The sequence below is a fragment of the Nocardia sp. NPDC051787 genome (assembly GCF_040681325.1).
In the GTDB taxonomy this organism is placed as follows: Bacteria; Actinomycetota; Actinomycetes; order Mycobacteriales; family Mycobacteriaceae; genus Nocardia.
Window position 1 is genome coordinate 166,008 of record NZ_JBFAYO010000002.1, and the last position, 23,852, is coordinate 189,859.

Genomic DNA, 23,852 nt, shown 5'->3' on the forward strand with positions numbered 1-23,852 from the left:
CGGATGTCGCTCATTCACGCAGGAGTGCGGTTCACTCCGACCCGCGCCGGGATCGTCAACCTCTGGGACTACCGCGATCAGGAATTCTGCTTCGCCGACGGCAGATTGGTGCTGCGCGGGCCGAACGGGTCGGGCAAGACCAAGGCGCTGGAGGTGCTGTTCCCGTTCGTGCTGGACGGGCGGATCGAGCCGCGCCGGCTCAACCCGTTCGCCGGCGAGGAACGCACGATGAAGTCGAACCTGCTCTACCGCAAGCAGGACTCGGCCTACTCCTACGTCTGGATGGAGTTCGCGCGCGGTCGCTGGGACGAGCCCGAAGTGGTCACGGTCGGCATCGGCATGCGCGCCACCCGGTCCTCGGACAAGGTGACCCGCTGGTACTTCGTCGCCGACGGCCGCGTCGGCGTGGATTTCTCGCTGATCGGTCCGGACGACCGTCCGTTCACCCGCAAGCAACTCGCCGAACAGATCGGCAGCGACTCGATCGTCGACCGGCCGGTGGACTACCGCAATGCCATCGACGCGCGCATGTTCGGTCTCGGCGCGCAGCGCTACGACCAGCTGATCAACCTGATCCTCACGCTGCGCCGCCCGCAGCTGGCCAAGAACCTGGATCCGCGCGGGCTGTCCCAGGCGCTCACCGACGGCCTGCGCCCACTCGACGAGCAACTGATCCTGGACGCCGCCCGTTCGTTCAGCGATATGGAGGAGGTGGCCCGCACCCTGGAGGGGCTGGTCCACGCCGACACGGCGACCAGGGCTTTCGTCGAGGTCTATCGGAAATACCTCGCGGTCCAGGCGAAAACGGACGTCGATCAGGTGCGCGCCCGGCTGGACGCGGTCACGCACGCGAGCACCGCACTGTTCGCGGCGACCGCACTGCGCGAGCGCAGGGAAACCGAACGCATCGCCGCCGAGACCCGGGCGGAGGACGCCGACCTCGCCTACGAGCAGGCCCTCGCCGATCGGGAAAACCTGCGGCGTTCCAGCGCTTACGAGGGCAAGCAGCAGCTCGACGACCTGGCCGACGCGGTACGGCGGCTGGAGACCTCGGCGGGCGTGCACGCCGACAAGGCGCTCAAAGCGCAGCAGGCCTTGGACCAGCGCACCGCGGAGGCGGAACGCGCGCGCAGCACGGTCCGCGCCGCCGCGGCCGCGCTCGCCCGCGGCGAGGACGACCTGCGCGGCGCCGCCGAGGACGCGGGCATCGCATGGACGCCACTGCCCGAGACAGCACGGGCCGAACAGCTCACCGCGGCCGTTCGGGGCCACGCCGAGGAGCGCGACGCCGACGTGCGCGCGGTGCGCAAGGCGTTGGGTGCGATGGACACCACGGCCGCCGAACGCACCAGGGCCGAGCGGCTCGCCGAGCGTGCCCGCGAACTGCGTGACGCGGCCGCCGCCGAGGTCGCGCACGCCGAGGCGACGGTCGCGCTGGCCCGCACCGAGGCTGCCGGCGCGCTGCGCGGCTGGTGGGACGAGCACCGCGAGGTCTACTCCCCCGTCCGCGCCGGCCTATTCGAGGCGCTGAACTCCGCGGTGGCCGAGGCCGGTTCGGACGCAGCCACTGTCGCCGAAGTGCTGGCGGAGCGGGCCGAGTCCCTGCTCGACGAGATCCGCGGCCGCCGCCAGGAAGCCCGCACGCGGGCGGCGACGGCGGCCGCGCGAATCAGCGAGCTGACCGAAGAACGCGAGCGCGTCTCGGCCCAACGCGACGACGCTCCACCGGCATTCGCCGCCCGTTCCGGCCGTACCGGCGAACGGCCGGGCGCCGCGCTGTGGCGTCTGGTGCGCTTCGCCGATGATGTGTCGCCCGAGACCGCGGCGAATATCGAGGCAGCACTGGACGCCGCGAACCTGCTCGACGGCTGGGTCTGCCCTCAAGATGCGCTCCCATCGGACTTCGAGTCGGATCAATTCCTGGTGCCGCTGCCCGCCGCGGACCGGCCGGTCGGCCGCACCCTCGCCGACGTGCTGGTCGTAGAGGAGGATTCAGACGCGCTCACCGTGCCCCGGCAGGCCGTGACCGACGTGCTCGCCTCCATCGCCCTGCACGACGGTTCGGACGAACCGAACGCAATGGTGACGATCGAGGCGGACGGCGGATTCCGCCAAGGTGTGCAGGTCGGCAGACACCGTAAGGCCGACGCTGAGTACATCGGCGCGACCGCCCGGGCCAGGCGCCGCGAGATCCGCTCCGCCGAGCTGACGGCCGCCATCGCCACCGCGGAGGAGGGCCGGCGCGTCGCCGAGCGGCAGGAGGCCGACGCCGTCGCCGAACTCGCGCGGATCTCCGCCGCCGCCAAAGGGCTTCCGCGCCCGACCGCGGTGATCACCGCGCTGCGTGCGGTGTCGGAGGCCGCGGGCATGATGCGCTCCCGCGCCGAAGCCGCCGCCCACGCCGAGCGCGAACTCGACCAGGCGATCGCGGAATCGTCCGCCGCGGAGAAGAAGCTGCGCGCCACCGCGGCGGCGCACCGCACCCCGCGCACGGGCGGGGAGATCGACGCCCTCGCCGCCGCCATCCGGCACTTCGAGAACACCGGCGCCGGACTGCTGCGGCTGCGCGGCGACCACGAGCGGGAACGCGAGCGCGAACGGGAAGCCGAAGACCGCCTGGCCGAGGCCGCCGACCTGGCCGAGGCCTTCGCGGAGGAGGCCGAAGCCGCGCGGTCCGGCTACCTGGAACAGATCCGCAAGCTGGAGACCCTACGCGAGGCGCTGGGTGCCGGCGCGGCCGACATCGACCGTGAGCTGGAGCAGGCCAGGCAGCGGATCGAGGCGACCAAGGCCGAGCAGAAAGCCGCCCGCAAGGCCGCCAACGAAGCCATCGAGGCGGTCGGTGACGCCGAGGCCGCCTACCGCACCGCGCACGAATCGCTCGCCACCGCGCTCACCGAGGTGCTCGCGGAGGTGAAAGCCCTTGCGCCGTACGCCCAGCCGGATCTGCTCACCCTGCTGGGTGCATCCACCGACGGGCGCTGGCCCAGCAGCGACGCCGCGTGGTCGACGCCCGAGCAACTGCTGTACCAGATCTCGACGGCGGGACCACAGACGCAGCCGCGGGTGCTGCCCGACGAGGTCGCCGAGCTGTTCGAAGCCCTTGCCGCCGCCACCGCCTCGGTCCGGGCCGGCGAGTCGACACGCAAGTCCACCCGCAGCGCGGTGACCGCGGCGCTCCAGGAGTTCGACGCCGCTCTCGCCGGTTCCGGCCGCGACTACCGGCTCCAGTGGGACGCGGCCGACGGCCTCACCGTCGTGCAGGTGCAGGACGAGCACGGCGTCTCGGCGCTCGCCGAGTTCGCCGACCGCGTCGACGCCGCGCGCCGCGACCAAGAACTGCTGCTCACCGACGCCGAGCGACGGATCCTGGAGGACGCGCTGCTGACCGGCCTGGCCCAGCAGATCCACGAGCGCACCAGCGACGCACGCGATCTGATCGCCAGAATGGGCGCGGAGATGAAGCAGCGGCGGATGTCCTCGGGCAACACCATCGGCGTGCATTGGCTGCTCGCCGACAACCTGTCCGACGCGGCACGGGCCATGTGCAAGCTGCTCGACCGGGACGCTTCGGCCCTGACGGCCGAGGACCTGGCGGCGATCCGGGCGCATTTCGCCGCCGAGATCCGGGCGGCACGGGCCGCGCACCCCGAACGCTCCTATCCCGAGATCCTCGCCGCCACCCTGGATTACCGCAGCTGGCGGGTGTTCTCGTTCACGCTGATCTCCGCCGACGGCAGCGAGGACAAGCTCACCGTGGCGCGGCACAGTGCGCTGTCGGGTGGCGAGCAGTCGGTGTCGCTGCACCTACCGCTGTTCGCCGCGGCGCACGTCATGCTCGATTCGGCCGATCCGCAGGCTCCGCGCCTACTCGCGCTGGACGAGGCGTTCGCCGGCGTCGACGACAACGGCCGCAGCGAATTGCTCGGGCTGAGCGTGCAGTTCGACCTCGACCTGTTCATGACCGGCTACGACCTGTGGATCACCTATCCGCACGTTCCGGCCTGCGCGCACTACGACCTTGCCCACGCCGCGGCCGAGAACACCGTCAGCGCGACGCTGCTGGTGTGGGACAGTGGCGAGCTGCTCGCCGAACACGACGGGACCGATCTGACCGCCGCGCTCGGCTCCCCGGATCGCCGCCGCGTTCCCACCACGATCGAGGGAGGGCTCGAACTCGCGCCGGTGACCTGAACCTCCGGCACCGCCGCGCGAAGGAGGCCGCAACGATGCGCGGGCGCGACTCGGCTCAGCCCCGCGCGGGCGTCCACTCGCCCCACGGTGTAACGGACTACCCGCCTGCTGTACGCGACTAACGCACGCTCGCGTCCGGCTTCATCGGCGGGCAGTCCACGCCGGGTAGGGTGGCCAGTTCGAAATGCCACCACTCGTTTTCGAACATCCGGCACAACCCCCATCGGTGGCCGTTCGCCTCCAGCCACTGCGCGCCCTGCCGCGGACCGACGTCGATCGCCTGCCCGGAGACGTGCGTCGACTCCTCCGGCGGCAGCACCCAGCGACGTGCGCCGTCCGGGCCGTAGGTCGCCACGCCGTCCTCCCACAGCGCCTGCTGCTCGGCGGGCGTGCGATATCCGGACGTGATGGACAGCGGTACACCCTGCGCATGCGCCTCACGTTCGGCGAGCGTGTACGCCAGCGCCAACGCGGGCTCGAGCCCTTCGGTCCCGGTCGCTGAGCCCACCGACTCCCGCTGATCTATACCGCGAAGGTCGGCCTGTGCCTGCCCCGCGAGAACGCCGGTCGCGACCAGCACGGGCAGCACCGCCACCGATAGTCGCGCGAGCAACCGACTCCGACCACGATTCCGAAGCACCATGCGCCGATGCTATCGCCCGCGGTCGCCTATGCCGGGTATGCCCTGGTTCGTCGGGTGCGGAGCGCCGCCGCGTCTGCGGCAAAATTCTCGGCACGAGCGGCCGGTCCGGACGGCGAGTACCCGACACGCCGACTGTCCGCCGCTCGGCGGCGTGGCGCCCGGCCATCCACAAGAGGTCTTGTGGACAACATTCAGCGAATTCCACAGAGAACGGCGCTACTTCACATGATAGCGACCTGGTATGTCCTATATGTGCCCAATTATCCTCAGGCGGCAAACATTTCGCTCACATGGAAGGGCTGCTGTCCACAATCTATTCCAGTGTTGTGGATCACGTCGGATGGATAGGCGCTATCACTCCGGAATTGTCGGACTTCGCAGCACTTCTGGAGGAGTCCGGTGACCTCGCGCGATCACGTCAAGGTACATCCGGGCCAATCCGCGAGCACCTTCCCACCTCGGGAGGCATTCCGTTCGATCCGAATTTCACACTCCGTCCCCATGCGGAGATCGAGTCGGGTGTCACACAGCCCTTCGCGGAGCGCGGCAACGGCGGACGCACACCGCGCGAAACCCTTTGCTTCCCAAGCATGGTGAAGAGCAACTCCGCCGACGCATCGCGGACGGCTACCGAGCTCCGCCGGATAGCCGTCCGCGAGTGACCCGAGACTGTGCATAGAGTGTGAGCGTTTCCACATTTCGCTCCACAGTATGTGAAGACCTTCCGCACCGGACAATCCGGCCGAATCACGCGCGTGGCGGACCGTCCAGTACGCTCGGTCGCGTAGCCCTCGCGGCTACTCGCCGACGACCGCGGCGAATCGCTTCCACCGCTTGCCTATTGCGTCCGATCCGGTCCAGGATCTCGCCACCGTGTGCCCGGGCGTAGGCCAGTGCGATCCTGATCTTGCTCGTGTGCAGATCCGACTTCGCGCTGAGCACCGCGATGCGGCGCTCCACCGGGCCGTCCAACTCCTGTAGGCGCGCAACGATTTCCCAGATGTCGGGTCCGGCGGCCAGCGCCGCGCGCCGATCGTGCAGCGGGCCACGGAAGACGACCCCGGGATGGTCGAGCTGGTCCACACCCTCGCGGATCAGCCGATCGAGCAGGACGGCGCAGGTGGTTCCCTCGCGCGCGGCGCGTTCCGCCAACCGGCGCGCGGCCGACTCCGAGACGCACAACGACGGCGGCACCGGCCTGGACTTGCTCCTCGATGTACTCATTGCCACTCCTCGACCCGCATCGGTACCGGAATCAACGACGTACTGCGGTCAGGGTGCCCGGTGCGACGGCGAGGCCATCCCGGCGATCGGGGTGACATCACCGTGTCCGCGGACTGCCGCCCGCGGGCCGAGGGTGGCTCAGACGCGCTCTTTGGAGCGGGTACGCACGCGCAACGCGATGGGCTTCTGCGTTTCGGCGAAGAAGTCGTTGCCCTTGTCGTCGACCACGATGAACGCGGGAAAATCCTCGACCTCGATCTTCCACACCGCTTCCATGCCCAGCTCGGGATACTCCAGCACCTCGACCGACTTGATGCAGTCCAGCGCGAGCCGCGCGGCGGGGCCGCCGATGGAGCCGAGGTAGAAGCCGCCGTGTTCCTTGCACGCCTTGGTCACCTGCGCGGACCGATTGCCCTTGGCCAGCATGACGAACGAGCCACCCGCGGCCTGGAACTGGTCGACATAGGAGTCCATCCGGCCCGCGGTGGTCGGGCCGAAGGAACCGGACGCGTAGCCCTCCGGCGTCTTGGCCGGGCCGGCGTAGTAGACGGCCATGTCGCGCAGGTAATCCGGCATCGGCTCGCCCGCGTCGAGGCGCTCCTTGATCTTGGCGTGCGCGATGTCGCGCGCGACCACCAGCGGGCCGCTCAGCGAAAGCCGGGTCTTCACCGGGTATTTGGACAACTCGGCGCGGATCTCGTCCATCGGCCGGTTCAGGTCGATGCGCACCACGTCACCGCCGAGGATGGCGTCGGTCTGCTCGGGCAGGTACTGCGCCGGCTCGCGCTCGAGCTGCTCCAGGAACACGCCTTCGGCCGTGATCTTGGCCAGCGCCTGCCGGTCCGCCGAGCAGGACACCGCGATGGCGACCGGGCAGCTGGCGCCGTGCCGCGGCAGACGCACCACCCGCACGTCGTGGCAGAAGTACTTACCGCCGAATTGCGCGCCGATGCCGAAGGACTGGGTCAGCTTGAAGACCTCTTCCTCCAGTTCCAAGTCGCGGAAGGCGTGCGCGGACAGCGACCCCTCGGTGGGCAGGTTGTCCAGATAGTGCGCCGAGGCGTATTTGGCCGTTTTCAAAGCGAACTCGGCGCTGGTACCGCCGATCACGACCGCGAGGTGATAGGGCGGGCAGGCAGCGGTACCGAGCGAGCGGATCTTCTCGTCCAGGAACTCCAGCATCCGCGTTGGATTCAGCACGGCCTTGGTCTCCTGGTACAGGAACGACTTGTTCGCCGAACCGCCGCCCTTGGCCATGAACAGGAACTTGTAGGACGGGTGCGCCGGATCGCCTGCCGTGGAGTACAACTCGATCTGCGCGGGCAGGTTGGAGCCGGTGTTCTTCTCCTCCCACATGGTGATCGGCGCCAGCTGCGAGTAGCGCAGGTTCAGCTTGGTGTAGGCGTCGAACACGCCCCGGCTGATCCATTCCGCGTCGTCGGCGCCGGTGAGCACGCCCTCGGACTTCTTGCCCATGACGATCGCGGTGCCGGTGTCCTGGCACATCGGCAGGATGCCGCCCGCGGAGATGTTCACGTTCTTGAGCAGATCCAGCGCGACGAAGCGGTCGTTGCCGCTGGACTCCGGGTCTTCGATGATCTTGCGCAGCTGGCCGAGGTGCGCCGGGCGCAGGAAATGGCTGATGTCGTGCATCGCCGTTTCGGTGAGCAGCCGCAGCGCCTCCGGCTCGACCTGCAGGAACGTGCGCCCGTTGCGTTCGAACGTGCTGACGCCCTCGGTGGTGAGCAACCGGTAGGGGGTGTCGTCCGCGCCGATCGGCAGCAGATCTGAATAGCGGAAGTCCGGCGCGGTCACCAGTCGCACTCCTTCGGATGGGCCCGGGCGCCATGAGCGGCCGGGCTGGTCACGAGCACAGCGAGCCTAGCCACCACTGCACGCGCACCGACGGTTAGGCAACCCTATCTCGGACAGTTGGCCAAGAAGGGTTGCACGTTCAACCCCGGTGATGCTACCTCTCATCTCTGAGAACGCGCTCGGGCGTCCGATCGCCCGGCCGCGCGCAGACTGTTCGCGCGCCGCACGCGGCGACGCCGGACGGTCTTTGAGATCACGTCAGAGTTTGGAGCGCTATCGTGACCGATCCACACTGGCTAGATGAGGTCGAGATGCGCGCCTGGATAGGTTTCGTGCGCACCCGCGACCTCATCGCCGCGGCGGTCGGGCGAGACTCCACCAGGGAGTCCAACCTCACCTATGTCGAATATTCGGTGCTGGCCTATCTGGCCGACGCCCCGGACCACCTGCTCACCTTCGCCGCTCTGGCGGCCAAACTCGAGTGGTCGCAGAGCAGGCTGTCGCATCAGATCACCCGGATGGAGAAGCGCGGCCTGGTCGCGCGGGAGCCGATCCCCGACGACGCCCGCCGCACCGCCGCGCGGCTCACCCCGCACGGCGCCGAGGTGCTGACCGGCGCCGCGCCCGGTCACGTGCGCAGTGTGCGCAGGCACATGATCGACGTCCTCGATCGCCAGCAGCTGGCCGCCCTGGCCGATATCTACGACACCCTGCTCGCACACCATCGACGATCGGCGACCGAGAGCTGACTCAGGCGGGTGCTGCCTCCGCACGATCCCCCGAAGTGCCTGCCGCACCGGAGGTTTCGGGCACCCCCAGCGCGAGCTCGAAACCGCAGGGCACCACCACATCCGAGCGGTCCAAATCCGTGACGCGAGTCTTGCGCAGGCCCAGTAGCGCCGAATCGATGCCGCCGCGCAGGACGTCCAGCACGTTCTCCACGCCGGCCTGCCCATTCGCGGCCAGGCCCCACAGATAGGCCCGCCCGATCAGCACCGCCCGCGCACCGAGCGCCACCGCCTTCACCACGTCGCTTCCGCGCCGGATGCCGCCGTCGAACAGCACCTCGATCTGCGAGCCCACCGCGTCGGCGAGCACCGGCAGCGCGCGGATCGCGGCCGGAGTGCCGTCGAGGTTGTTGCCGCCGTGGTTGGACACCGAGATCGCCGCCACACCGGCGTCCACCGCCCGCAGCGCGTCGTCGATCCGCATGACGCCCTTGAGCAGCACCGGCCCGTCCCATTGCTCGCAGACCCACCGCACGTCCGCCCAATCCGGCGCCGGCGTGCCCATCCATTCGCCGTAGGCGCCGAAGAAGCCGGGTGCGGGGCCGTCGCCGACGGCCATGTTCGGAGCGGTCAGGTCCGGGATGCGGCCCGAACGCATGTAGGTGGCCAGCCACCGCGGACGCGCCAGAGTCTGCGGTGCGAATTTCAGCATGGTGCGCAGGTCGAGTTTTTCCGGAATGACCGGGCTGCCCCAATCGCGTCCGTGCGAGAACGACCAGTCCAGCGTCAGGATCAACCCCACCGCCCCGGCAGTCTTGGCCCGCGCCATCCGTTGCAGGATCTCGTCCTTGCCACCACACCAGTACAGCTGGAAGAAGGTGGCCGGGTTGGCCGCGGCTACCTCTTCGATCGGCTTGCTGGCGAACGAGCTCAGCCCCATCGCGATACCGCGCGCGGCCGCGGCGCGTGCGACGGCCACCTCGCCGTCCGGATGCACGGCCTGCACGCCGGTCGGCGAGATCAGCACCGGCATCGAAAGCTGCTGCCCCAGCACGGTGACCGACTGGTCGCGCGCACCGATCGGTCCCGCGACATGCGGCGCGAAACCCAGTTCGGTGAACGCCTTCTGGTTGTCCTCGATGGTCTGGCCGCGCTCGGAACCGGCGAGCAACGCGCCGTACACCGATTTCGGCAGCCGCTTCTTCGCCCGCCGCTGCGCTTCGGCGACGGTCTCGAACCACGGGTTCATGTTCCGATCCTTTCCGGGGAGTTCTCCGGCCACCAGAGCCGGGTTCGGTCGAGCAGGTCGGCGCCCAGGTAATCGAGCAGGGCGGCACCTTCGGCTTCGGTCGCGCCCGCCGGGTCGCCGAGCACACCGTTGGCGCTCACCGCGCGTACGCCTGCGGCGCGCAGCACCGGCAGCAGCTCGGCCAGCGGACGCGGGTCCCCCGCGGCGGCCAGGTCGGCCCGCACCCGGCCGGGCGCGAGCGCCAGCTGGAGCCCGGTCTCCGACCGCCCGGCGTGCAGGTCACCGTCGAAGCGCGGCAGGTAGACGCGCACGTCGCGGGACTCGGCGCGCAGCAGATCCTTCGCCCGGCGCAGCGGTTCGACATTGCCGCCGTGCCAGTTCACCAGCAGAATGCGGTCGAAGGTGTCGGTCGCCGAGCGGCACAGCTCGACCACCAGCAACTCCAGCGCCGCCTGCCCGATCGACAGCGTGCCGGGAAAACCCGCGTGCTCACCGCTGGCGCCGTACGGAATCGCCGGTCCGACGAGCACATCGGATCGTGCGGCGGCCAGCCGGGCACACAGTGCCGCCGCGACGTCGGTGTCGGTGGACAGCGGCAGATGCGGGCCGTGCTGCTCGGTCGCCCCGACTGCGAACGCGAGGATTGCGCCCGCGGCGGCCCGCTCCCCCGCCTCGGGCCAGGTCAGATCCGCCAACATGCGGCGAGATTATCGTCAGTCACTGACATAATCAAGAGTCGTGGCGGCCGAGCAGAATCAGACGATGCGGCAGAATCAGACCACGCGCGGACGCCCACGCGGCACCACCAAACGCGAACTCGAACTGATCGCCATGCGGCTGTTCACCGAGCAGGGCTTCGACGAGACCACCGTCGAGCAGATCGCCGCCGCCGCCGGCATCAGCGGACGCACGTTCTTCCGCTACTTCCCCACCAAGGCGGAGGTGCTCTGGTGGCAGTTCGACGACGAGGTCGCGGCCCTGCGCGCGGCATTCGCCACCGTGCCCGGCGACGTCCCGATGATGACCGCCGTACGCCGAGTCGTGGTGAACGCCAACCGATATCGCGCCGAGGACGTCCCCGAACTGCGCACCAGGATGCAGCTGGTCGCCACCGTCCCCGCGCTGGCGGCTACCGCGGGAGCGCACTACGACGCCTGGGAACGCGCGGTGAGCGCGTTCGCCGCGGAACGGCTCGGCGAGCCGGAGAACGGACTCATTCCGCTGGCCGTCGGGCGGACCACGCTCGCGGCCGCCCGGGCCGCGTTCGACGCCTGGCTGGCCCGCGCCGACGCGGACCTCACCGTGTATTTGGACGAGGCGCTCGCGGCGCTGGAGCGCGGGTTCGCTACGGTGCCGTGAGAACCACCACATCCGGACGGCAGGCGAACAACCGGCAGGTTTCGTCGGCGACTCGGGTGGGGTATGACTAGGCTCGGAATCGGCTAGCAGCCGAAGCACGAAAATCCCGACTCAACCGTCGAAAGGGGCAGGAGTTTCCATGTCCGAGGTGTCTATGAGCCTTTCGGCGGATTCCCTGGCCGCAGGACCGATCGACCAATTGCTGCCCCAGCTCGTCGAACACCTGCGCCAGAACCGCACTGCGCTGCGCGAAGAGTGGGCCCGCCGCATCGCCGACGCCCAGCTACTCACCGCCATGACCCCGGAGGAGATCTTCTCCGAGGCGACCTCGATCTACGACGGCTACGTCGACGTGCTCGAGACCGGTAGCGTCGAAGCGCTGCAGGCTTACGCGCGCGACCTGTCCGAACGCATCATCCCGAGAGGCGTCGAGACCGACGAAGTCATCGGCATTGTGCTGCTGCTGCGCGACGTGCTGGCACGCAGCCTTTTCGAGAAGTATCAGTCGGACTTCGAACTCCTCAACAAGGTGCTCGACGCCTACGAGCCGGCCGCCAACCGCATCGCCAACACGGTGACCGTGTCCTTCGTCCAGGAGCGCGAGCGCGTCATCCGCCAGCAGCAGGAAGCCATCCGGGAGCTGTCCACGCCGGTGCTCCAGGTGCGTGAGCAGCTGCTGATCCTGCCCATCATCGGCGTGCTGGACAGCCAGCGCGCCCGCCAGCTCACCGAGCAGCTGCTGCGCGCCATCCGCGCCAACCGCGCGAAGGTCGTCGTCATCGATATCACCGGTGTGCCCGCGATCGACTCCACGGTGGCCAACCACTTGGTGCAGACCGTCGACGCGTCCGGACTGATGGGCGCGAACGTGATCATCACCGGACTGTCCTCGGAGATCGCGCTGACCCTGGTCACCATCGGCCTCGATCTGTCGAAGATGAACGCGGTCGGCGACCTGCAGGGCGGTATCGAGGAAGCCGAACGCCTGCTGGGTTACGAGGTTTCCCGCGTCACCGAACGCGACGGCCGCTGATCAGGCAGGCGGGCAGATGCCGGTTCCGATTCTCAAACAGGGCACGTATCTCATCGCCTCGGTGCAGTCCGCGCTGACCGACGCCGATACCGAGCGCCTGCAGGACGACCTGATGAAACAGGTCAGCAAATATCGGGCACATGGCATCATCGTCGATGTCACCGCGATCGACGTGATGGATTCGTTCGCCGCGAGATCGTTGCGTACCATCGCGCACATGACGCAGCTGCGCGGCGCCGAAACGGTGATCGTCGGCCTGCAACCAGAAGTCGCGTTCGCCATGGTGCAGCTCGGTCTCACGTTCGAGGACATGCACACCGCCCTCGATCTGGAAGAGGGACTCGCCTGGTTGGACCGCAAGACCCCAGCCCGTCGCCAGCGAGACGGTCGTGACAGTGGCCGCTGAGAACGTGGTGATCGCGGTCAGGGTGTCCGGGGACATCGTGACCGCACGTCAGGCCGGACGCGAACTGGCAGCAAAGCTCGGATTCACGCTCACCGATCGAACCATGATCTCCACGGCGATCTCCGAAATCGCCCGCAACATCACCAGTTACGCGGGCAGCGGCGAAATCCGTTTGCTTGTCGATGACCGAGAAGGGCGCCAAGCGCTGGTGGTGCAGGCCGAAGATCAGGGGCCCGGCATCATCGACATCGCTCGCGCGCTGGAGGACGGCTACTCCACCGGTCGCGGCCTCGGCCTCGGCCTGCCCGGCGCCCGGCGGTTGATGGACCGGCTCACCGTCGACTCGGCGCCCGGCCGCGGCACCCTGGTGGAAATGTGGAAGTGGGTGCCCAACGGTGCATGAGGACGGGCTCATCGGCCGGATCGAGTGGGCGGTGGCCGGTCGCGCACTGCCCGGTCAACAGGTCTCCGGTGACCGCAGCGTCGTCCTCGACACCGGCGGCGGCACAGCACTTTTCGCGGTCATGGACGGGCTCGGGCACGGCGCCGCCGCCGCGGACGCGGCCGACCGCGCGGTGCGGGTGCTCGCGGAGAACCGCGCCGAACCGCTCGACGTGCTGATGGTGCTGTGTCACCGCGCGATGGCCGACACCCGTGGGGCGGCGATCTCACTGGCCCTGTTCGACGAGGGCGACAGGGTGCGCTGGCTCGGCGTGGGCAATGTCGAATCACAGGTGCTCACCGCGGGTCCCGCCGGTCTGACCGTGCGCGCCACCGTGCTGCTCACCGCGGGCATCGTGGGCTACCGGCTGCCGGCGAACCTCCAGCCGCAGTCCGTGTCCGTCCGCCCCGGCGACCTACTGCTGATGTGCACCGACGGCATCGTCGCCGAATCCGCCACGGGCATCGACCTTTCCAAGTCCACCGCCGACATCACCGCCGAACTCCTCGCCGCGCACGCCAAGGACACCGACGACGCGCTCGTGCTGGCCGCCCGGCACCGCGGCGCGGGAGCAGCGCCGGGCCGCGCGGTCATGGCGAAGCGGAGCGCCGGCGAGGCGGGCACATGAGTGCGCTGCTGGCCGATTTCCTGGACGCCTACGCGAACGCGCTACGGCGGCATCTGCATGCGCCCAGCCAAGCGGGTCTCGCCGAAGGGTACGAACTCGGCAGGCGTGCGCTGGTGGAGGGCATCAGCCTGCTCGATCTCACCGAGAATCACTTCCGGGTTGTCCACGACGAACAGCAGCGGCACGAGGTCGCACCGGACGGCGGCGAGTCCGAGAGTCGTGTGCCCGAGAACGCTCTCGAATTCCTGTTGCAAACTCTGGTTCCGTTGGATATCGCCACCCGCGGCTATCTCGACGGCACTCGCCGATACGAGCAACAGCGTTCGCGCGCCGATGATCTCGCCGGACGGGATGCCTTCCGCACCGCGCTGGTCGAATCGCTGCAGGACGGCTTCTTCGTCGCCGACGCGCAGGGCACCATCATCGAGGTCAACACCGCCTTCGGCGCGCTGACCGGCTACGGCGCCGCGGGTGTCCCCTATCCGCTGCCGCATCCGTGGTCGAGCCCGGAGGGCACGCACTACCCCGATCTGGGAACCGAGGCGCAGCGTTTCGTCATCCCGATCCGGCATCGCGACGGGCGCAGCGTGTGGCTCGCGGTCAGCACCAGCGCGCTGATCAAGCCCGAGGGCAATGAGCGGATCTTCGTCGGCACCATCCGCGATGTGACCGCCGAACACGATGCGCAGGCGCGCGATCAGGCGGCCTCCCGGCTTGCGACCGCGGTCGGTGCGGCGACCAGCGTGGTCGAGGTGCTCGCCGTCGGGCTCGACGAGCTGCGCCGCACCGTGGGCGCGGAGACCGCGGTGGTGGCGGTGTGGCCGAGCCGCACTGCCGCACCCGAGGTGTACGTCTCCGGCGCGGGCGCGGACGGTGCTTCGCACAACGGTGCCGCCGCCCTCGACGATCGGTCGCGCGCCCTGCTGGACCGAGCCAGGCGCAGGCCGCCACGCAGCCTGCTGGCCATCCCCGAAGGCGCCGAGAGCTCCGAGGGCCTCATCGCGCCGCTCGGCGAGACTCGCGACGCCGCCATGTGGTTGCGTTTCGCCGCGCCCCGCGCGATCAGCGCCGCGGACTGGACGCTGTTCTCCCTGTTGATCGGCCACCTCAGCCTCGCGGTCCAGCGGGCGCGCAACTTCGACCAGGCCCGCGCCACGTCGCTGACCCTGCAACGCGCCATGCTCGGCCCGATCGAGCTTCCGCCGCGCTTCTCGGTGCACTACGAGCCCGCGCTGCCGCCGCTGGAGATCGGCGGCGACTGGTACGACGTGGTGCCGCTGCGCGACGGAACCATCGGCGTGGTGGTCGGCGACTGCGTCGGTCGTGGCCTGTCCGCCGCGGTGGTGATGGGCCAGCTGCGCACCGCGGCGCGCGCGCTGCTGCTGCGGGGCGCGGGACCGGCGCAGCTGCTCGCCGAGCTCGACACGGTCGCCGCACGCATCCCGGGCGCCATGTGCACCACGGTGTGCGCCGCCGTGCTGGACCCGGTGCGCGGGCTGGTCCGCTACAGCAGCGCCGGGCACATGCCACCGATCCTCGCCGATGTCGGCCGGACCGGCAGGCTGCTCGAGGGCGGCCGCTCGGTGCCGTTGGCGACGTTCGATCCGCCGCGCCGCCCGGAGGCCACCACGGCAGTGTCCCCCGGCTCGACGCTGGTGCTGTTCACCGACGGCCTGGTCGAACAGCGCGGCGTCGATATCGATGAGGGGTTCGCCAAGATCGCCGCGGTGCTCGCCGACACGTCGGGACGGCTGCCGCGCGAGGTCGCCGACGCGGTGCTGTCCCGGCTGCGGCCCGCGGCCGGATACGACGACGACGTGGCCATGGTGGTCTACCGCCAGCCGCCCGCGCCGCTGCGACTGGACGTACCCGCGCACGCGGACGAACTCGCGGTCTTGCGGCGCACGCTGAAAGGCTGGCTGGCCGCCGCGGCGGTGCCGCACGACTTGGCCGCCGATCTGGTCGCCGCGGCCAACGAGGCGTGCAGCAACAGCATCGAGCACGCCTACCGCAACGGGAACGCCGGGCAGGTCCTGCTGTCGGCCACCTGCGATATCGACACGGTCGTGATCGTGGTCACCGACACGGGCGACTGGAAGCCACGTGCCTCCGATCCCGGCTATCGCGGCCGCGGCATCGACATGATGCGCGCACTGACGGAGGAACTCGACATCGACAACTCCGGACCGGGCACGACGGTCCGGATGTCGGTGACGCTGCCCGCCATCACCTTCCCGGTGGCCAACCCGCTGCGTGGCACGAACCGGCGGATTCCCGGGTGATGATGCGGGCGCCGCGCATGGTGTTGCCTACCTTTCTTTTTCGATGAGCCGGATACCAGTGACGATGTCGGGTTCGATGGCGATCACCGCGTCGGTCACCTGGTCGGCCCACGGCCGCAGCAGCTGCTCGTAGTGGGCGGCACGGGCGGGATCGGTAACGGTGTGCGCAAGGCCGACCACGACGACCGACCACCCCAGATGCCGGACCGGATCGATCTCGTCGGCCTCGTAGGCGACCACCACGGGCGAGTTTCCGCGCACTGCGGTGGTGAGCCCCGACGACAGACTGGTTCGCACGATGATCGCGCCGCGGTCGTCGACCAGGTGATCGACCGGGCGGATGGCAGGTAAGGCGTTGCGGGTGAAGACCACTCGTCCGATCGGCACCCCGGCCAGCAGTCGCATCGCTTCCGCACGGTCCAGCGCGACGGTCTCACGGGCCGTGGGCCCCTCGGCGGTTCGCTCGGTCACGAGACGGCCTGCCTCGGGCCCGAGAGGCCGCACGCGCCCTGCGCGGGAGCCACGAGGGTCAGGTTTTCGTCGTATCGCCGCAGCAGCAGTTTCCCGCGCCTGGTGGCCGGAACCGACGCGGCTTCAGCCGACTCCAATTCGGAAGTACTCACCCGGCACCGACTCGCTTTCCGTTCCCGCGATCACCACTACGCGAATATCCCCGGATCGGCGCCGCCCCGAGTAGGGCCGAAAGTCCCCGTGCCGGATGACCAGAGCACCGCTGAATGCCCGATCCGGACGCGGCGCGACCACCGCGTGCAGTCAGCGAGAGGGGAGCCGGTAGCGCGCCACGCCATCGACTGTTGGGCCTTCGCATCCCGCTGGTCTACGGGGTCGAACGGCACAATGTGGCCCATGCAGACATTTGCCCGATTGTTGCTGACTGCCGTCGCCGGGATGCTGGTCGTGGCAGCCGGTCATGGCGTCGCAGCCGCTCCCGCCGCGAGCGTCGCCCACAGTCAGCTGCCCTGGCTGAGTCCTGAGCCGGACGGAGTGCAGGCGCCGGGGGCAGCGCTCGCGGAAGGAATCGCCGGCACGGTGCTGTGGTCGCGACAGCCGAACACCCCGGTCCCGATAGCCAGCATCACGAAGGTGATGACGGCACTGGTCGTGATCAACGCCGGCGACCTCGACCGGACGATTACCGTGCCGCAAGAAATCGTCGCCTACTGCACCAGGTACGACGGGAGCAACGCAGGCCTGGTCCCCGGCGAGGTGCTCACCGCGCGACAGCTCCTCTATGCGATGCTGCTGCCGTCAGGCTGCGACGCCGCCTATACCCTTGCCGAGGCCTACGGGCCCGGCCAAGACGAATTCATCGCCACAATGAACGACACCGCGCGTCACATGGGCCTGGCAGGAACACATTTCACCGACCCCAGCGGACTGCCCGCCCCCACCGACCACTCCACATACTCCACACCCGCGGACCTGGTGGCCCTCGGCCTGCGCGCGATGAGCCTGCCGGCGTTCCGCGACATCGTCAGCTCGCAGAGCTATCACCTGCCCGCAGGCCCGGGCAACCGCGATCACCTCTGGCAGACCACGAACCTGCTGCTGCACGACTATCCCGGCACCATCGGCATCAAAACCGGATACACCGACGCCGCGGGAACCTGCCTGCTGTTCGAGACGGTCAGGGCGGGAATACCGCTGATCGGTGTGGTCCTGCACAGCTCCCCCGACAGCGACGTCGCCGCAAAGGACGACGCCGAGCGCATGCTGAACTGGGTCTACAACCCGATCCTGAGCGTGCTGCCGATCAGTTAGCGCCGACGGAACCCGGTGCGCACCAGGACGATCCGCTGCCACACGGACGACCGTGTCCGCCACCCGCCCGCCAACACGAACCCGCAATGCACAGCTGTCCTCGGTTCTCAGCCCACCCCGATCAGTGTGAGCCGGCGTGGGCGGGTGCGGACATGATGCGGTTGGCTCTGGCCTTGACGGCGTCGGGCAGGACGCGGCCGGCGAGGTCAGCGGCTTTGGTGACCAGCGAGGCGGCGAAGACCTGCTGTCGGCCGTTCAGCAAGGACTCGACTCCTTGGCGGGCGACCTCGGCGGGATCGTCCTTGGGCAGGCGGCCGAGCCGGGTGCTCAGCATCCCGGCCCGCCGGAAGAAGTCCGTGGCGGTGGGGCCGGGCAGCAGGGCGGTGACGGTGATACCGGTGTCGCGCAATTCTTCGCGCAACGCTTTGGCGAAAGACTGCACGAACGATTTGGACGCGTGGTACACGGCTTGGCCAGGGCCCGGCGTCGTGGCGGCTACAGAGGAGGTGAACAGTAGCTTGCCCTCGTTGCGCTCGGCCATGTCACCGAGCACCAGTTTGGCCAGATGGACCGTCGAGCGAACGTTGAGTTCGATGATGGCGAGCTCGTCGTCGAGGTCGCTGTCCACGAAGGCCCCACCGCGGCCCACTCCGGCGTTGAACGCGACCGCGTCCGGCAGGCGGCCGTTCTCGGTAGCTGCCCGGTACAGCTGTTCGACGCCGTCGGCGGTGCGCAGATCGACCTGCACCGGCCGGACCTCGTGCTGTGGGTGGTGCAATGCCGCCGCGGCTGCCTTGATTCCCGCGTCCTCCGCGGCGATCACGACGTCGTAGCCGCGGTCGAGAAACTGCCGGGCCAGTTCGAATCCGATACCGCTGGACGCTCCGGTGACGAGTGCGAGTGGCGATGTTTCGGTCATGTGCTGCGGCTACCCACCGTTGCCGCACTCAGACACGGGATCGTCTCCGTAACCCGCTTCGATCCTGGGCTCGGCGTGACCCAGGACGATGTGATCGCCGCTGTCTCGGCACACGCCGCCCGCCGAGCCGGCAGCCCCACACCGATGTCCGCGCCCCGCTCCGGGCTACGACGCCTGGTCACTGGATTACCGCGAATCGGTCTGATTCAGATCGGCGCGCGCACTTCGACGCAGCATTCGCCGACCCGCGGCGCTGGTACCGCTTGCACGCTGTCGGCGCCGAGGCCGGTGAGTATGCCGGAGCAGAAGGCATGGTTGAGCCCGCACACCAGCTCGGGGGCGGTGTTCGCCAGCGGGTGGAAGGGGCAGTTTCGCAACCGCACGCAGGTCGGGGCTTCACGGCTGGGTTCGAAGCCGTGCCGGGCCAGCATGCCTTGCACCAGGCTCAGGGCACGCTCGGCGCCCAGCCGGCCGGGTCTGACCCGTTCCCGCTCGGCCTCACCGAGTTCTTCCCCGCGGCGCTGCGCGACTCGCCTCGCCGCCGCACGCGCAGTTTCGCCGTCACGCTCGCCGAGCACCGCGCCCATCAGGATCTCGGCGAGCACCTCATAGCGGCGTTCTGGAATGCTCACCCGCACGTCGGCGTCGGTGGGCTCGTACACCTTCGGGGCGCGCCCCACCCGGCGCACACCGCCGGGCGCCTCATAACGGGCGCGCATCGAAGCAGGCGATCGACTGCTGTTGGCCGCCGACACCACCGGCCGTCGGCTCGTCGTGTTCGCTCCCGCGGCACTCGAAGAGTGCGGTATCCCGAATGCCCGCGCCGGTGCAACCGACGTGGCCGGCAGATCTCTATTCATTACGCTGCGCGGATCCACACTATTCCGATCCCATCTGTCCTATCGGATGATTCCTGCCCGGGTCGAGCCAACAAGCGACAGCTTTCCAATCAGCAGAAGTCATTCCTGTACGAGCACCCTCCCTGAGAGCCCTGCCCCTTTCCGGCTGCGTCGCGTCGAACCACATAGCGGTGGTCGTCGGCTGACAGCCCGATGCGCACGCAGCAGTGGGCGCGGGGTTCAAGATCGCGTCCGTCGCCATTGTCGACACTGCGGTTGCGGTGGGATGAGTTTGGTCCAGAAGTCGTGGCGTACTGCGTCCCACAACCTGTTCATTTCCGGAAGTAGTTCTCGCGCTTGTGCGAGATCCGGAAAGTCGTCGGGGCCGAAGGATACGATCGGTGTGGCGCCGGATGCCTCGTGGACGGCGACAATGGAAATAAGGTGGTCCTGAAACGGCCGCCATGTCGCGCGCAATCCGTCGGCTTCGGTTCGTCGCATATCATCCATGTTTGGTTTCCAACTCGTCGACTTTGTTCCAGAGCGTTTTCGACCGTTGTCAATTTCGACCTCCTGCTGCTTCTGGTGCACGAATATTATCGGTCGGGTCAGGTGCGGGCATGGGTGACAAAATGCTGCAATATTCCCCTATATTCGAAAACTCATAGGCGTACCGGGTCGTGTGAAGTCTGCGATTGGAAGCTCCTGGTGGCGCTCTCAGCGCGGGCGCCGCCGTGCTGCGGCGGGAACGGCGGACGCTGATCGACTGGAGTAGTTCCGCACCCGCTCGACCGCACTCCGCTCACCTGCGATAAGTGTGTGCAACCAATGCCGAACGCAGGTGCCACAGCCCGCTTGCCTGGGTCGGATCGAACCCTGTGAGCTGACCGATCCGCTTGAGCCGGTAGTCCACGGTGTTGGTGTGTACGTGCAGTACCCGCGCAGTGCGCTGGCGGTTCAGGTTGTGCGCGATATGTACCTGCAGGGTCTCCAGCAGTTCCGGATGCTCGTCCAGTGGATCGAGCAGCGACCCGAGATATTCGCGGGCGGGGCCCGGGCGGGTGAGCTGGTATTCCAGGGCCAGATCGTCGAAGTGATACAGGCCCGGTACCGACCGCAACCGGGTGACCATGTCGAGTAGTTGGTGGGCTTGATCGGCTGCGGTGGGCACGGCGTCGGTGGGGGCGGTGACCACCGTGGCGGTGATGGGCACACGGGCCGCCCGCGACAGATGTCCGATCAGTTCCTTCAGGGCGCCCTCGGTGATGTGCTCGGCGGGGATGAGCAGGGTGCCGCCGTCGATCGACAGCAGCGACAGCACGGCGTCGTCGCAGCGGGTGGCCAGTTCCGCCTGCACGCGCCGGAGTTTGCGCCGGGCAACGACTTTCGCGTCCAGCATCGGGTTGGACTCGTCCAGGTGGGACGGAACGGCGAGGGCTATTACGCGATAGCGGTCGGAGATGTCGATGCCACACTCGCGAGCCATGGTGGAGGTGGGGTGCCCCCCGAGTAGCGCCGACGTGAGCGTGTGCACCGCGGTATGGTGCTCCGACACGACCGCGCGCAGTTCGCGCACATAAGCCACCGAGACCGCCGTGGTCATGGTGTCGAGCATTTCGACGACGAGTTTGGCGCCGTCGAGGATACTTTGGTAGTCGGCCATGCTGGGGGTGAGCATCTGCTCGGTGTCGGCCGAGCCGGAGGCACGCTGCTGGGCCAAAGCGGGGGATACCACCAGGTCGAAGCCGATCTTGAAGCCTTCGTGGATAGCGTGGTGAATGGTCCCAATGGGCACGCCTTCGCGAGCCCATTGGGCCGCAGCGTCCTCGAGCTGTTCGGTCTTCTCTGGAATGTTGCTGCCGTCCAGCATGCTGACTGCCAGTTCCAAGCACACGCGCGTGATGATGGTGATGTCGCCGTGAATCGCGTCACCGGGCAAGGTTCCGCAGGGGGCGACTGTTTCGACGAAATGCCCGACCATCTGCCGTGACAAGGCCCGCACGTCTTGCAACGGCAACGACATGGGCCGACCGGATACAGTAAGTCCTTGCCGGCGGGGAGCGGTGACAGGCATAGCCAAACTTCCTTCCATCCCCGTTAACTGCGCTATTGCACCAGAGTAACCAGAACAAGATTCGTGAGGACGGGTTACTCCGAGTAACGTGATATTTCGGGAGGAGCGATCAGCAAGCGACAGTGATAGTTCACAACGGCGGTCGGCTGAACTGCGACCGATGTGCCGAGATGCCGGAGTGAGTCGAGCACGACCGGGAGAAGCCGCCGAACCCCGGGTCGACACCACGTCATTGAGGGCGTTGGATATCCGCCAGAGCTCTCGTTGCAGGTATCGGCACCTCAGAGGCGCCACTGAGCAACGGCTTGGAATGGCCCCGGATCTGGGGCTAGTGAGCCAGGGTCGCGAGTACGGCGTGCGCGGCGCGTTTGGCCTGACTATGACGCTGGGGTCCGGCGACATCCTGGAGGTCGAACGCCCAGTGAGCCTCGAAGAGGCAGGCTAGCGCATACGCTGCCATGGCTATCCGGTCGTCATCGGCGTGCGGAAACTCCTCGTGGAGTTGCTGTTCCAACTCCGGTAGCCAACGATGCATCCACAACTCACGCAACTGCGCTCGGACCTGCGGGTCGCGGGCACTCAGGGCTACCAGCTCGATCCAGACGATCAGGTCTTCTCGACTGTGATAGGCGCCTGGCTCGAACATCGCGTCGATCCGCACCGCCACAGGTTCGGTCGCGGTGGTCCGCAGCATGGCCGACCCGTAGGCGGCGACGGCCTCGGCAACAAAGGCGCGCGTCAACTCATCGCGACTACCGAAATAGTGCAATACCAGCGTGCGCTGCATTCCCGCCGCTTCTGCCACCCGTGACAGAGTCGCGTTGGCCAGCCCGTCCCGGGCGACCACGCCCGCCATCGCCCGCAGGATTTCGGCTGTTCGTTCCCGTGCCTTGCTGGGCCGACCTACTTTATTTACTATCACAACAGTAAATCTATTCGAGGAGCGTTCGTCATGCGAGTGCTGGTACTGGGCGGAGCGGGTGTGATAGGCCGGGTCGCGGCGCGCGTCCTGAGCGCCGCTGCGACGGTGACGGAAGTGGTCGTCGCCGATCTCCATGGCCGACGGGCCGAGTCGGTAGCCCAGAGCCTGGGGCCCAAGACATTCGGCCGGCGTGTGGATGTGACCGATCGGCGGGCATTGGACGCGATGCTGCGTGAATGCGACGTCGTGGTGAACACCGTCGGTCCGTTCTTCCGATTCGGAATGCGGGTCTTGTCGGCGGCTGTCGAGGCGGGCCGCGACTACGTCGATATCTGCGACGACTGGGAGCCGACTCTGGAGATGCTGGCGCTGGACGATCGCGCCCGCGCCGCGGGTGTCACCGCCCTGGTCGGCATGGGCGCGAGTCCGGGCGTCGCGAATCTACTCGCTGTCACCGCCGGGCGTGAACTCGATACCGTCGAGAGCGTGGTCACGGGATGGAACATCGCCGACGCCGCACAGCCGGGCTCGCCACACCCCAACCAGCCCAGTGCGGCCGTTGAGCACGGGATGCGGCAAATCAGTGGGACGATTCGGATTACCCGCAACGGCCGGCTCGTGGATTGCCCCGCGCTGGAGAAGGTCGACCTGGACTATCCGGGCATCGGCCCGGTCCAGGGTCGCAGTTTCGGGCATCCAGAGGCGGTAACTCTGCACCGAGCATTCCCCGGCCTGCGTGACAACATCAATATCGCTGTAGGGGACAGAATTACCCTCGCGACGCTGTCCGCGTTGCGAGTCGGCATGGATCACCGGATTCTGACCCAGCACCGCGCGGCGCGTATCGCGTCCTACGCCGAACGCGTGTTGCCTACCAACCCAGCCGACATCATCAAACCCGGCGGCCCGCCGCCACTGTTCGCTCTGGTCCGCGGTACCCGCAACGGCAGGCACGCCACGGCGGCGACCGCACTGGCTCAACTTCCCGGCTTGACAATGGGCGAGAACACCGGCGTCCCCCTGGCTGTCACCACCCTGCTCCTCCCCTCGATCCGCCGTCCCGGAGTGCATCCGCCGGAAACACTGATCGACCCGGAAAAGTTCTTTGCCGCATTCGCGCCCCACTGCATCGGAAACCCCACTGCGACCGCGATGACCGTGACGACCCGTTCGTGGACAACACCCGAGGCCAACGTCGAAAACCTTTCCGCCGCGCTGCTCACCGCGTTCCTCGCGCCGCAACCAGCCACACCGTGACGGCGGCGCGCAGGTAGACGTAGACGGTTTCGTGCGCATATCGGCCAGGACCCGCC

Annotated in this window: 22 protein-coding genes; 11 read left to right on the forward strand and 11 right to left on the reverse strand. The window is 68.3% G+C overall.

The genetic code is table 11. The annotated features are described in order from the left end of the window. The first annotated feature begins 3 nt into the window (after nucleotides 1-3). The gene (locus tag AB0M45_RS02715) at nucleotides 4-4,194 is read left to right on the forward strand and encodes a TIGR02680 family protein (protein WP_364322157.1); all 4,191 of its coding nucleotides are present in this window, start codon (nucleotides 4-6) and stop codon (nucleotides 4,192-4,194) included. 118 nt (nucleotides 4,195-4,312) lie between these two features. Here the strand turns inward: AB0M45_RS02715 and AB0M45_RS02720 are convergent, their stop codons facing one another. Beyond that, entirely contained in the window at nucleotides 4,313-4,837 is a 525-nt protein-coding gene (locus AB0M45_RS02720; RefSeq protein ID WP_364322159.1) for a M15 family metallopeptidase, read from the reverse strand. Nucleotides 4,838-5,127: 290 nt separating this feature from the next. Between AB0M45_RS02720 and AB0M45_RS02725 the strand changes: the two genes are divergently transcribed. After that, nucleotides 5,128-5,499 (forward strand): hypothetical protein, encoded by a 372-nt coding sequence (locus AB0M45_RS02725; protein ID WP_364322161.1) that lies wholly within the window; start codon nucleotides 5,128-5,130, stop codon nucleotides 5,497-5,499. A gap of 85 nt (nucleotides 5,500-5,584) precedes the next feature. Here AB0M45_RS02725 and AB0M45_RS02730 read toward each other — a convergent pair whose 3' ends face one another. Together AB0M45_RS02730 and AB0M45_RS02735 are read right to left on the reverse strand one after the other, a co-directional pair. Continuing rightward, on the reverse strand, nucleotides 5,585-6,061 hold the full coding sequence (locus AB0M45_RS02730; RefSeq protein ID WP_364322163.1) for a hypothetical protein: 477 nt from the start codon (nucleotides 6,059-6,061) through the stop codon (nucleotides 5,585-5,587). Nucleotides 6,062-6,199: 138 nt separating this feature from the next. Then, nucleotides 6,200-7,876, reverse strand: a complete 1,677-nt coding sequence (locus tag AB0M45_RS02735) for a fumarate hydratase (RefSeq protein WP_364322165.1) — start codon at nucleotides 7,874-7,876, stop codon at nucleotides 6,200-6,202. A 278-nt stretch (nucleotides 7,877-8,154) separates the two neighbouring features. On the opposite strand from AB0M45_RS02735, the gene AB0M45_RS02740 reads away from it, so the two are divergent. Next, the gene (locus AB0M45_RS02740) at nucleotides 8,155-8,625 is read left to right on the forward strand and encodes a MarR family winged helix-turn-helix transcriptional regulator (RefSeq protein WP_364322167.1); all 471 of its coding nucleotides are present in this window, start codon (nucleotides 8,155-8,157) and stop codon (nucleotides 8,623-8,625) included. Nucleotide 8,626: 1 nt separating this feature from the next. On the opposite strand, the gene mftD is transcribed toward AB0M45_RS02740, so the two are convergent. Further along, a complete protein-coding gene (gene mftD / locus AB0M45_RS02745; protein WP_364322169.1) occupies nucleotides 8,627-9,853 on the reverse strand; it encodes a pre-mycofactocin synthase MftD in 1,227 nt (408 codons plus the stop codon). Further along, nucleotides 9,850-10,551: a mycofactocin biosynthesis peptidyl-dipeptidase MftE gene (gene mftE / locus AB0M45_RS02750; RefSeq protein ID WP_364322171.1), complete on the reverse strand. Its 702-nt coding sequence runs from the start codon at nucleotides 10,549-10,551 to the stop codon at nucleotides 9,850-9,852. Before mftE ends, mftD begins: the two co-directional genes overlap by 4 nt. A gap of 64 nt (nucleotides 10,552-10,615) precedes the next feature. Here mftE and mftR point away from each other — a divergent pair, with 64 nt between their 5' ends. The 6 genes from mftR to AB0M45_RS02780 all read left to right on the forward strand — a co-directional run bounded on the left by mftR (nucleotide 10,616) and on the right by AB0M45_RS02780 (nucleotide 16,003). Next, nucleotides 10,616-11,212 (forward strand): mycofactocin system transcriptional regulator, encoded by a 597-nt coding sequence (gene mftR / locus AB0M45_RS02755; protein WP_364322173.1) that lies wholly within the window; start codon nucleotides 10,616-10,618, stop codon nucleotides 11,210-11,212. A 139-nt stretch (nucleotides 11,213-11,351) separates the two neighbouring features. Then, nucleotides 11,352-12,245: an STAS domain-containing protein gene (locus AB0M45_RS02760; protein WP_357732523.1), complete on the forward strand. Its 894-nt coding sequence runs from the start codon at nucleotides 11,352-11,354 to the stop codon at nucleotides 12,243-12,245. Between the two features lie 16 nt (nucleotides 12,246-12,261). After that, nucleotides 12,262-12,651: an STAS domain-containing protein gene (locus tag AB0M45_RS02765; protein WP_040779629.1), complete on the forward strand. Its 390-nt coding sequence runs from the start codon at nucleotides 12,262-12,264 to the stop codon at nucleotides 12,649-12,651. Next, on the forward strand, nucleotides 12,641-13,054 hold the full coding sequence (locus AB0M45_RS02770) for an ATP-binding protein (RefSeq protein WP_051020806.1): 414 nt from the start codon (nucleotides 12,641-12,643) through the stop codon (nucleotides 13,052-13,054). The genes AB0M45_RS02765 and AB0M45_RS02770 overlap by 11 nt, the downstream gene beginning before the upstream one ends. Next, the gene (locus AB0M45_RS02775) at nucleotides 13,047-13,721 is read left to right on the forward strand and encodes a SpoIIE family protein phosphatase (protein ID WP_364322176.1); all 675 of its coding nucleotides are present in this window, start codon (nucleotides 13,047-13,049) and stop codon (nucleotides 13,719-13,721) included. Before AB0M45_RS02770 ends, AB0M45_RS02775 begins: the two co-directional genes overlap by 8 nt. Then, complete coding sequence (locus AB0M45_RS02780; RefSeq protein ID WP_364322178.1) at nucleotides 13,718-16,003, forward strand: SpoIIE family protein phosphatase; 2,286 nt, start codon at nucleotides 13,718-13,720, stop codon at nucleotides 16,001-16,003. Before AB0M45_RS02775 ends, AB0M45_RS02780 begins: the two co-directional genes overlap by 4 nt. A 27-nt stretch (nucleotides 16,004-16,030) precedes the next feature. Here AB0M45_RS02780 and AB0M45_RS02785 read toward each other — a convergent pair whose 3' ends face one another. Both AB0M45_RS02785 and AB0M45_RS02790 read right to left on the reverse strand, forming a co-directional pair. Further along, nucleotides 16,031-16,474, reverse strand: coding sequence for a pyridoxamine 5'-phosphate oxidase family protein (locus tag AB0M45_RS02785; protein WP_364322180.1), 444 nt, complete (start codon nucleotides 16,472-16,474; stop codon nucleotides 16,031-16,033). Continuing rightward, entirely contained in the window at nucleotides 16,471-16,626 is a 156-nt protein-coding gene (locus AB0M45_RS02790; RefSeq protein ID WP_364322182.1) for a hypothetical protein, read from the reverse strand. Before AB0M45_RS02790 ends, AB0M45_RS02785 begins: the two co-directional genes overlap by 4 nt. Before the next feature lie 244 nt (nucleotides 16,627-16,870). Here AB0M45_RS02790 and AB0M45_RS02795 point away from each other — a divergent pair, with 244 nt between their 5' ends. Then, nucleotides 16,871-17,785 (forward strand): serine hydrolase, encoded by a 915-nt coding sequence (locus AB0M45_RS02795; protein WP_364322184.1) that lies wholly within the window; start codon nucleotides 16,871-16,873, stop codon nucleotides 17,783-17,785. 121 nt (nucleotides 17,786-17,906) lie between these two features. Here the strand turns inward: AB0M45_RS02795 and AB0M45_RS02800 are convergent, their stop codons facing one another. From AB0M45_RS02800 to AB0M45_RS02815, 4 genes are all read right to left on the reverse strand, one after another. After that, on the reverse strand, nucleotides 17,907-18,704 hold the full coding sequence (locus AB0M45_RS02800) for an SDR family NAD(P)-dependent oxidoreductase (RefSeq protein ID WP_364322186.1): 798 nt from the start codon (nucleotides 18,702-18,704) through the stop codon (nucleotides 17,907-17,909). A 206-nt stretch (nucleotides 18,705-18,910) separates the two neighbouring features. Then, on the reverse strand, nucleotides 18,911-19,423 hold the full coding sequence (locus AB0M45_RS02805) for a transcriptional regulator (RefSeq protein ID WP_364322188.1): 513 nt from the start codon (nucleotides 19,421-19,423) through the stop codon (nucleotides 18,911-18,913). Between the two features lie 922 nt (nucleotides 19,424-20,345). Beyond that, a complete protein-coding gene (locus AB0M45_RS02810) occupies nucleotides 20,346-21,566 on the reverse strand; it encodes a helix-turn-helix domain-containing protein (protein ID WP_364322190.1) in 1,221 nt (406 codons plus the stop codon). 379 nt (nucleotides 21,567-21,945) lie between these two features. Further along, a complete protein-coding gene (locus AB0M45_RS02815) occupies nucleotides 21,946-22,539 on the reverse strand; it encodes a TetR/AcrR family transcriptional regulator (protein WP_364322192.1) in 594 nt (197 codons plus the stop codon). A 30-nt stretch (nucleotides 22,540-22,569) separates the two neighbouring features. On the opposite strand from AB0M45_RS02815, the gene AB0M45_RS02820 reads away from it, so the two are divergent. Continuing rightward, nucleotides 22,570-23,796 (forward strand): saccharopine dehydrogenase NADP-binding domain-containing protein, encoded by a 1,227-nt coding sequence (locus AB0M45_RS02820; protein WP_364322194.1) that lies wholly within the window; start codon nucleotides 22,570-22,572, stop codon nucleotides 23,794-23,796. Nucleotides 23,797-23,852 lie beyond the last annotated feature (56 nt).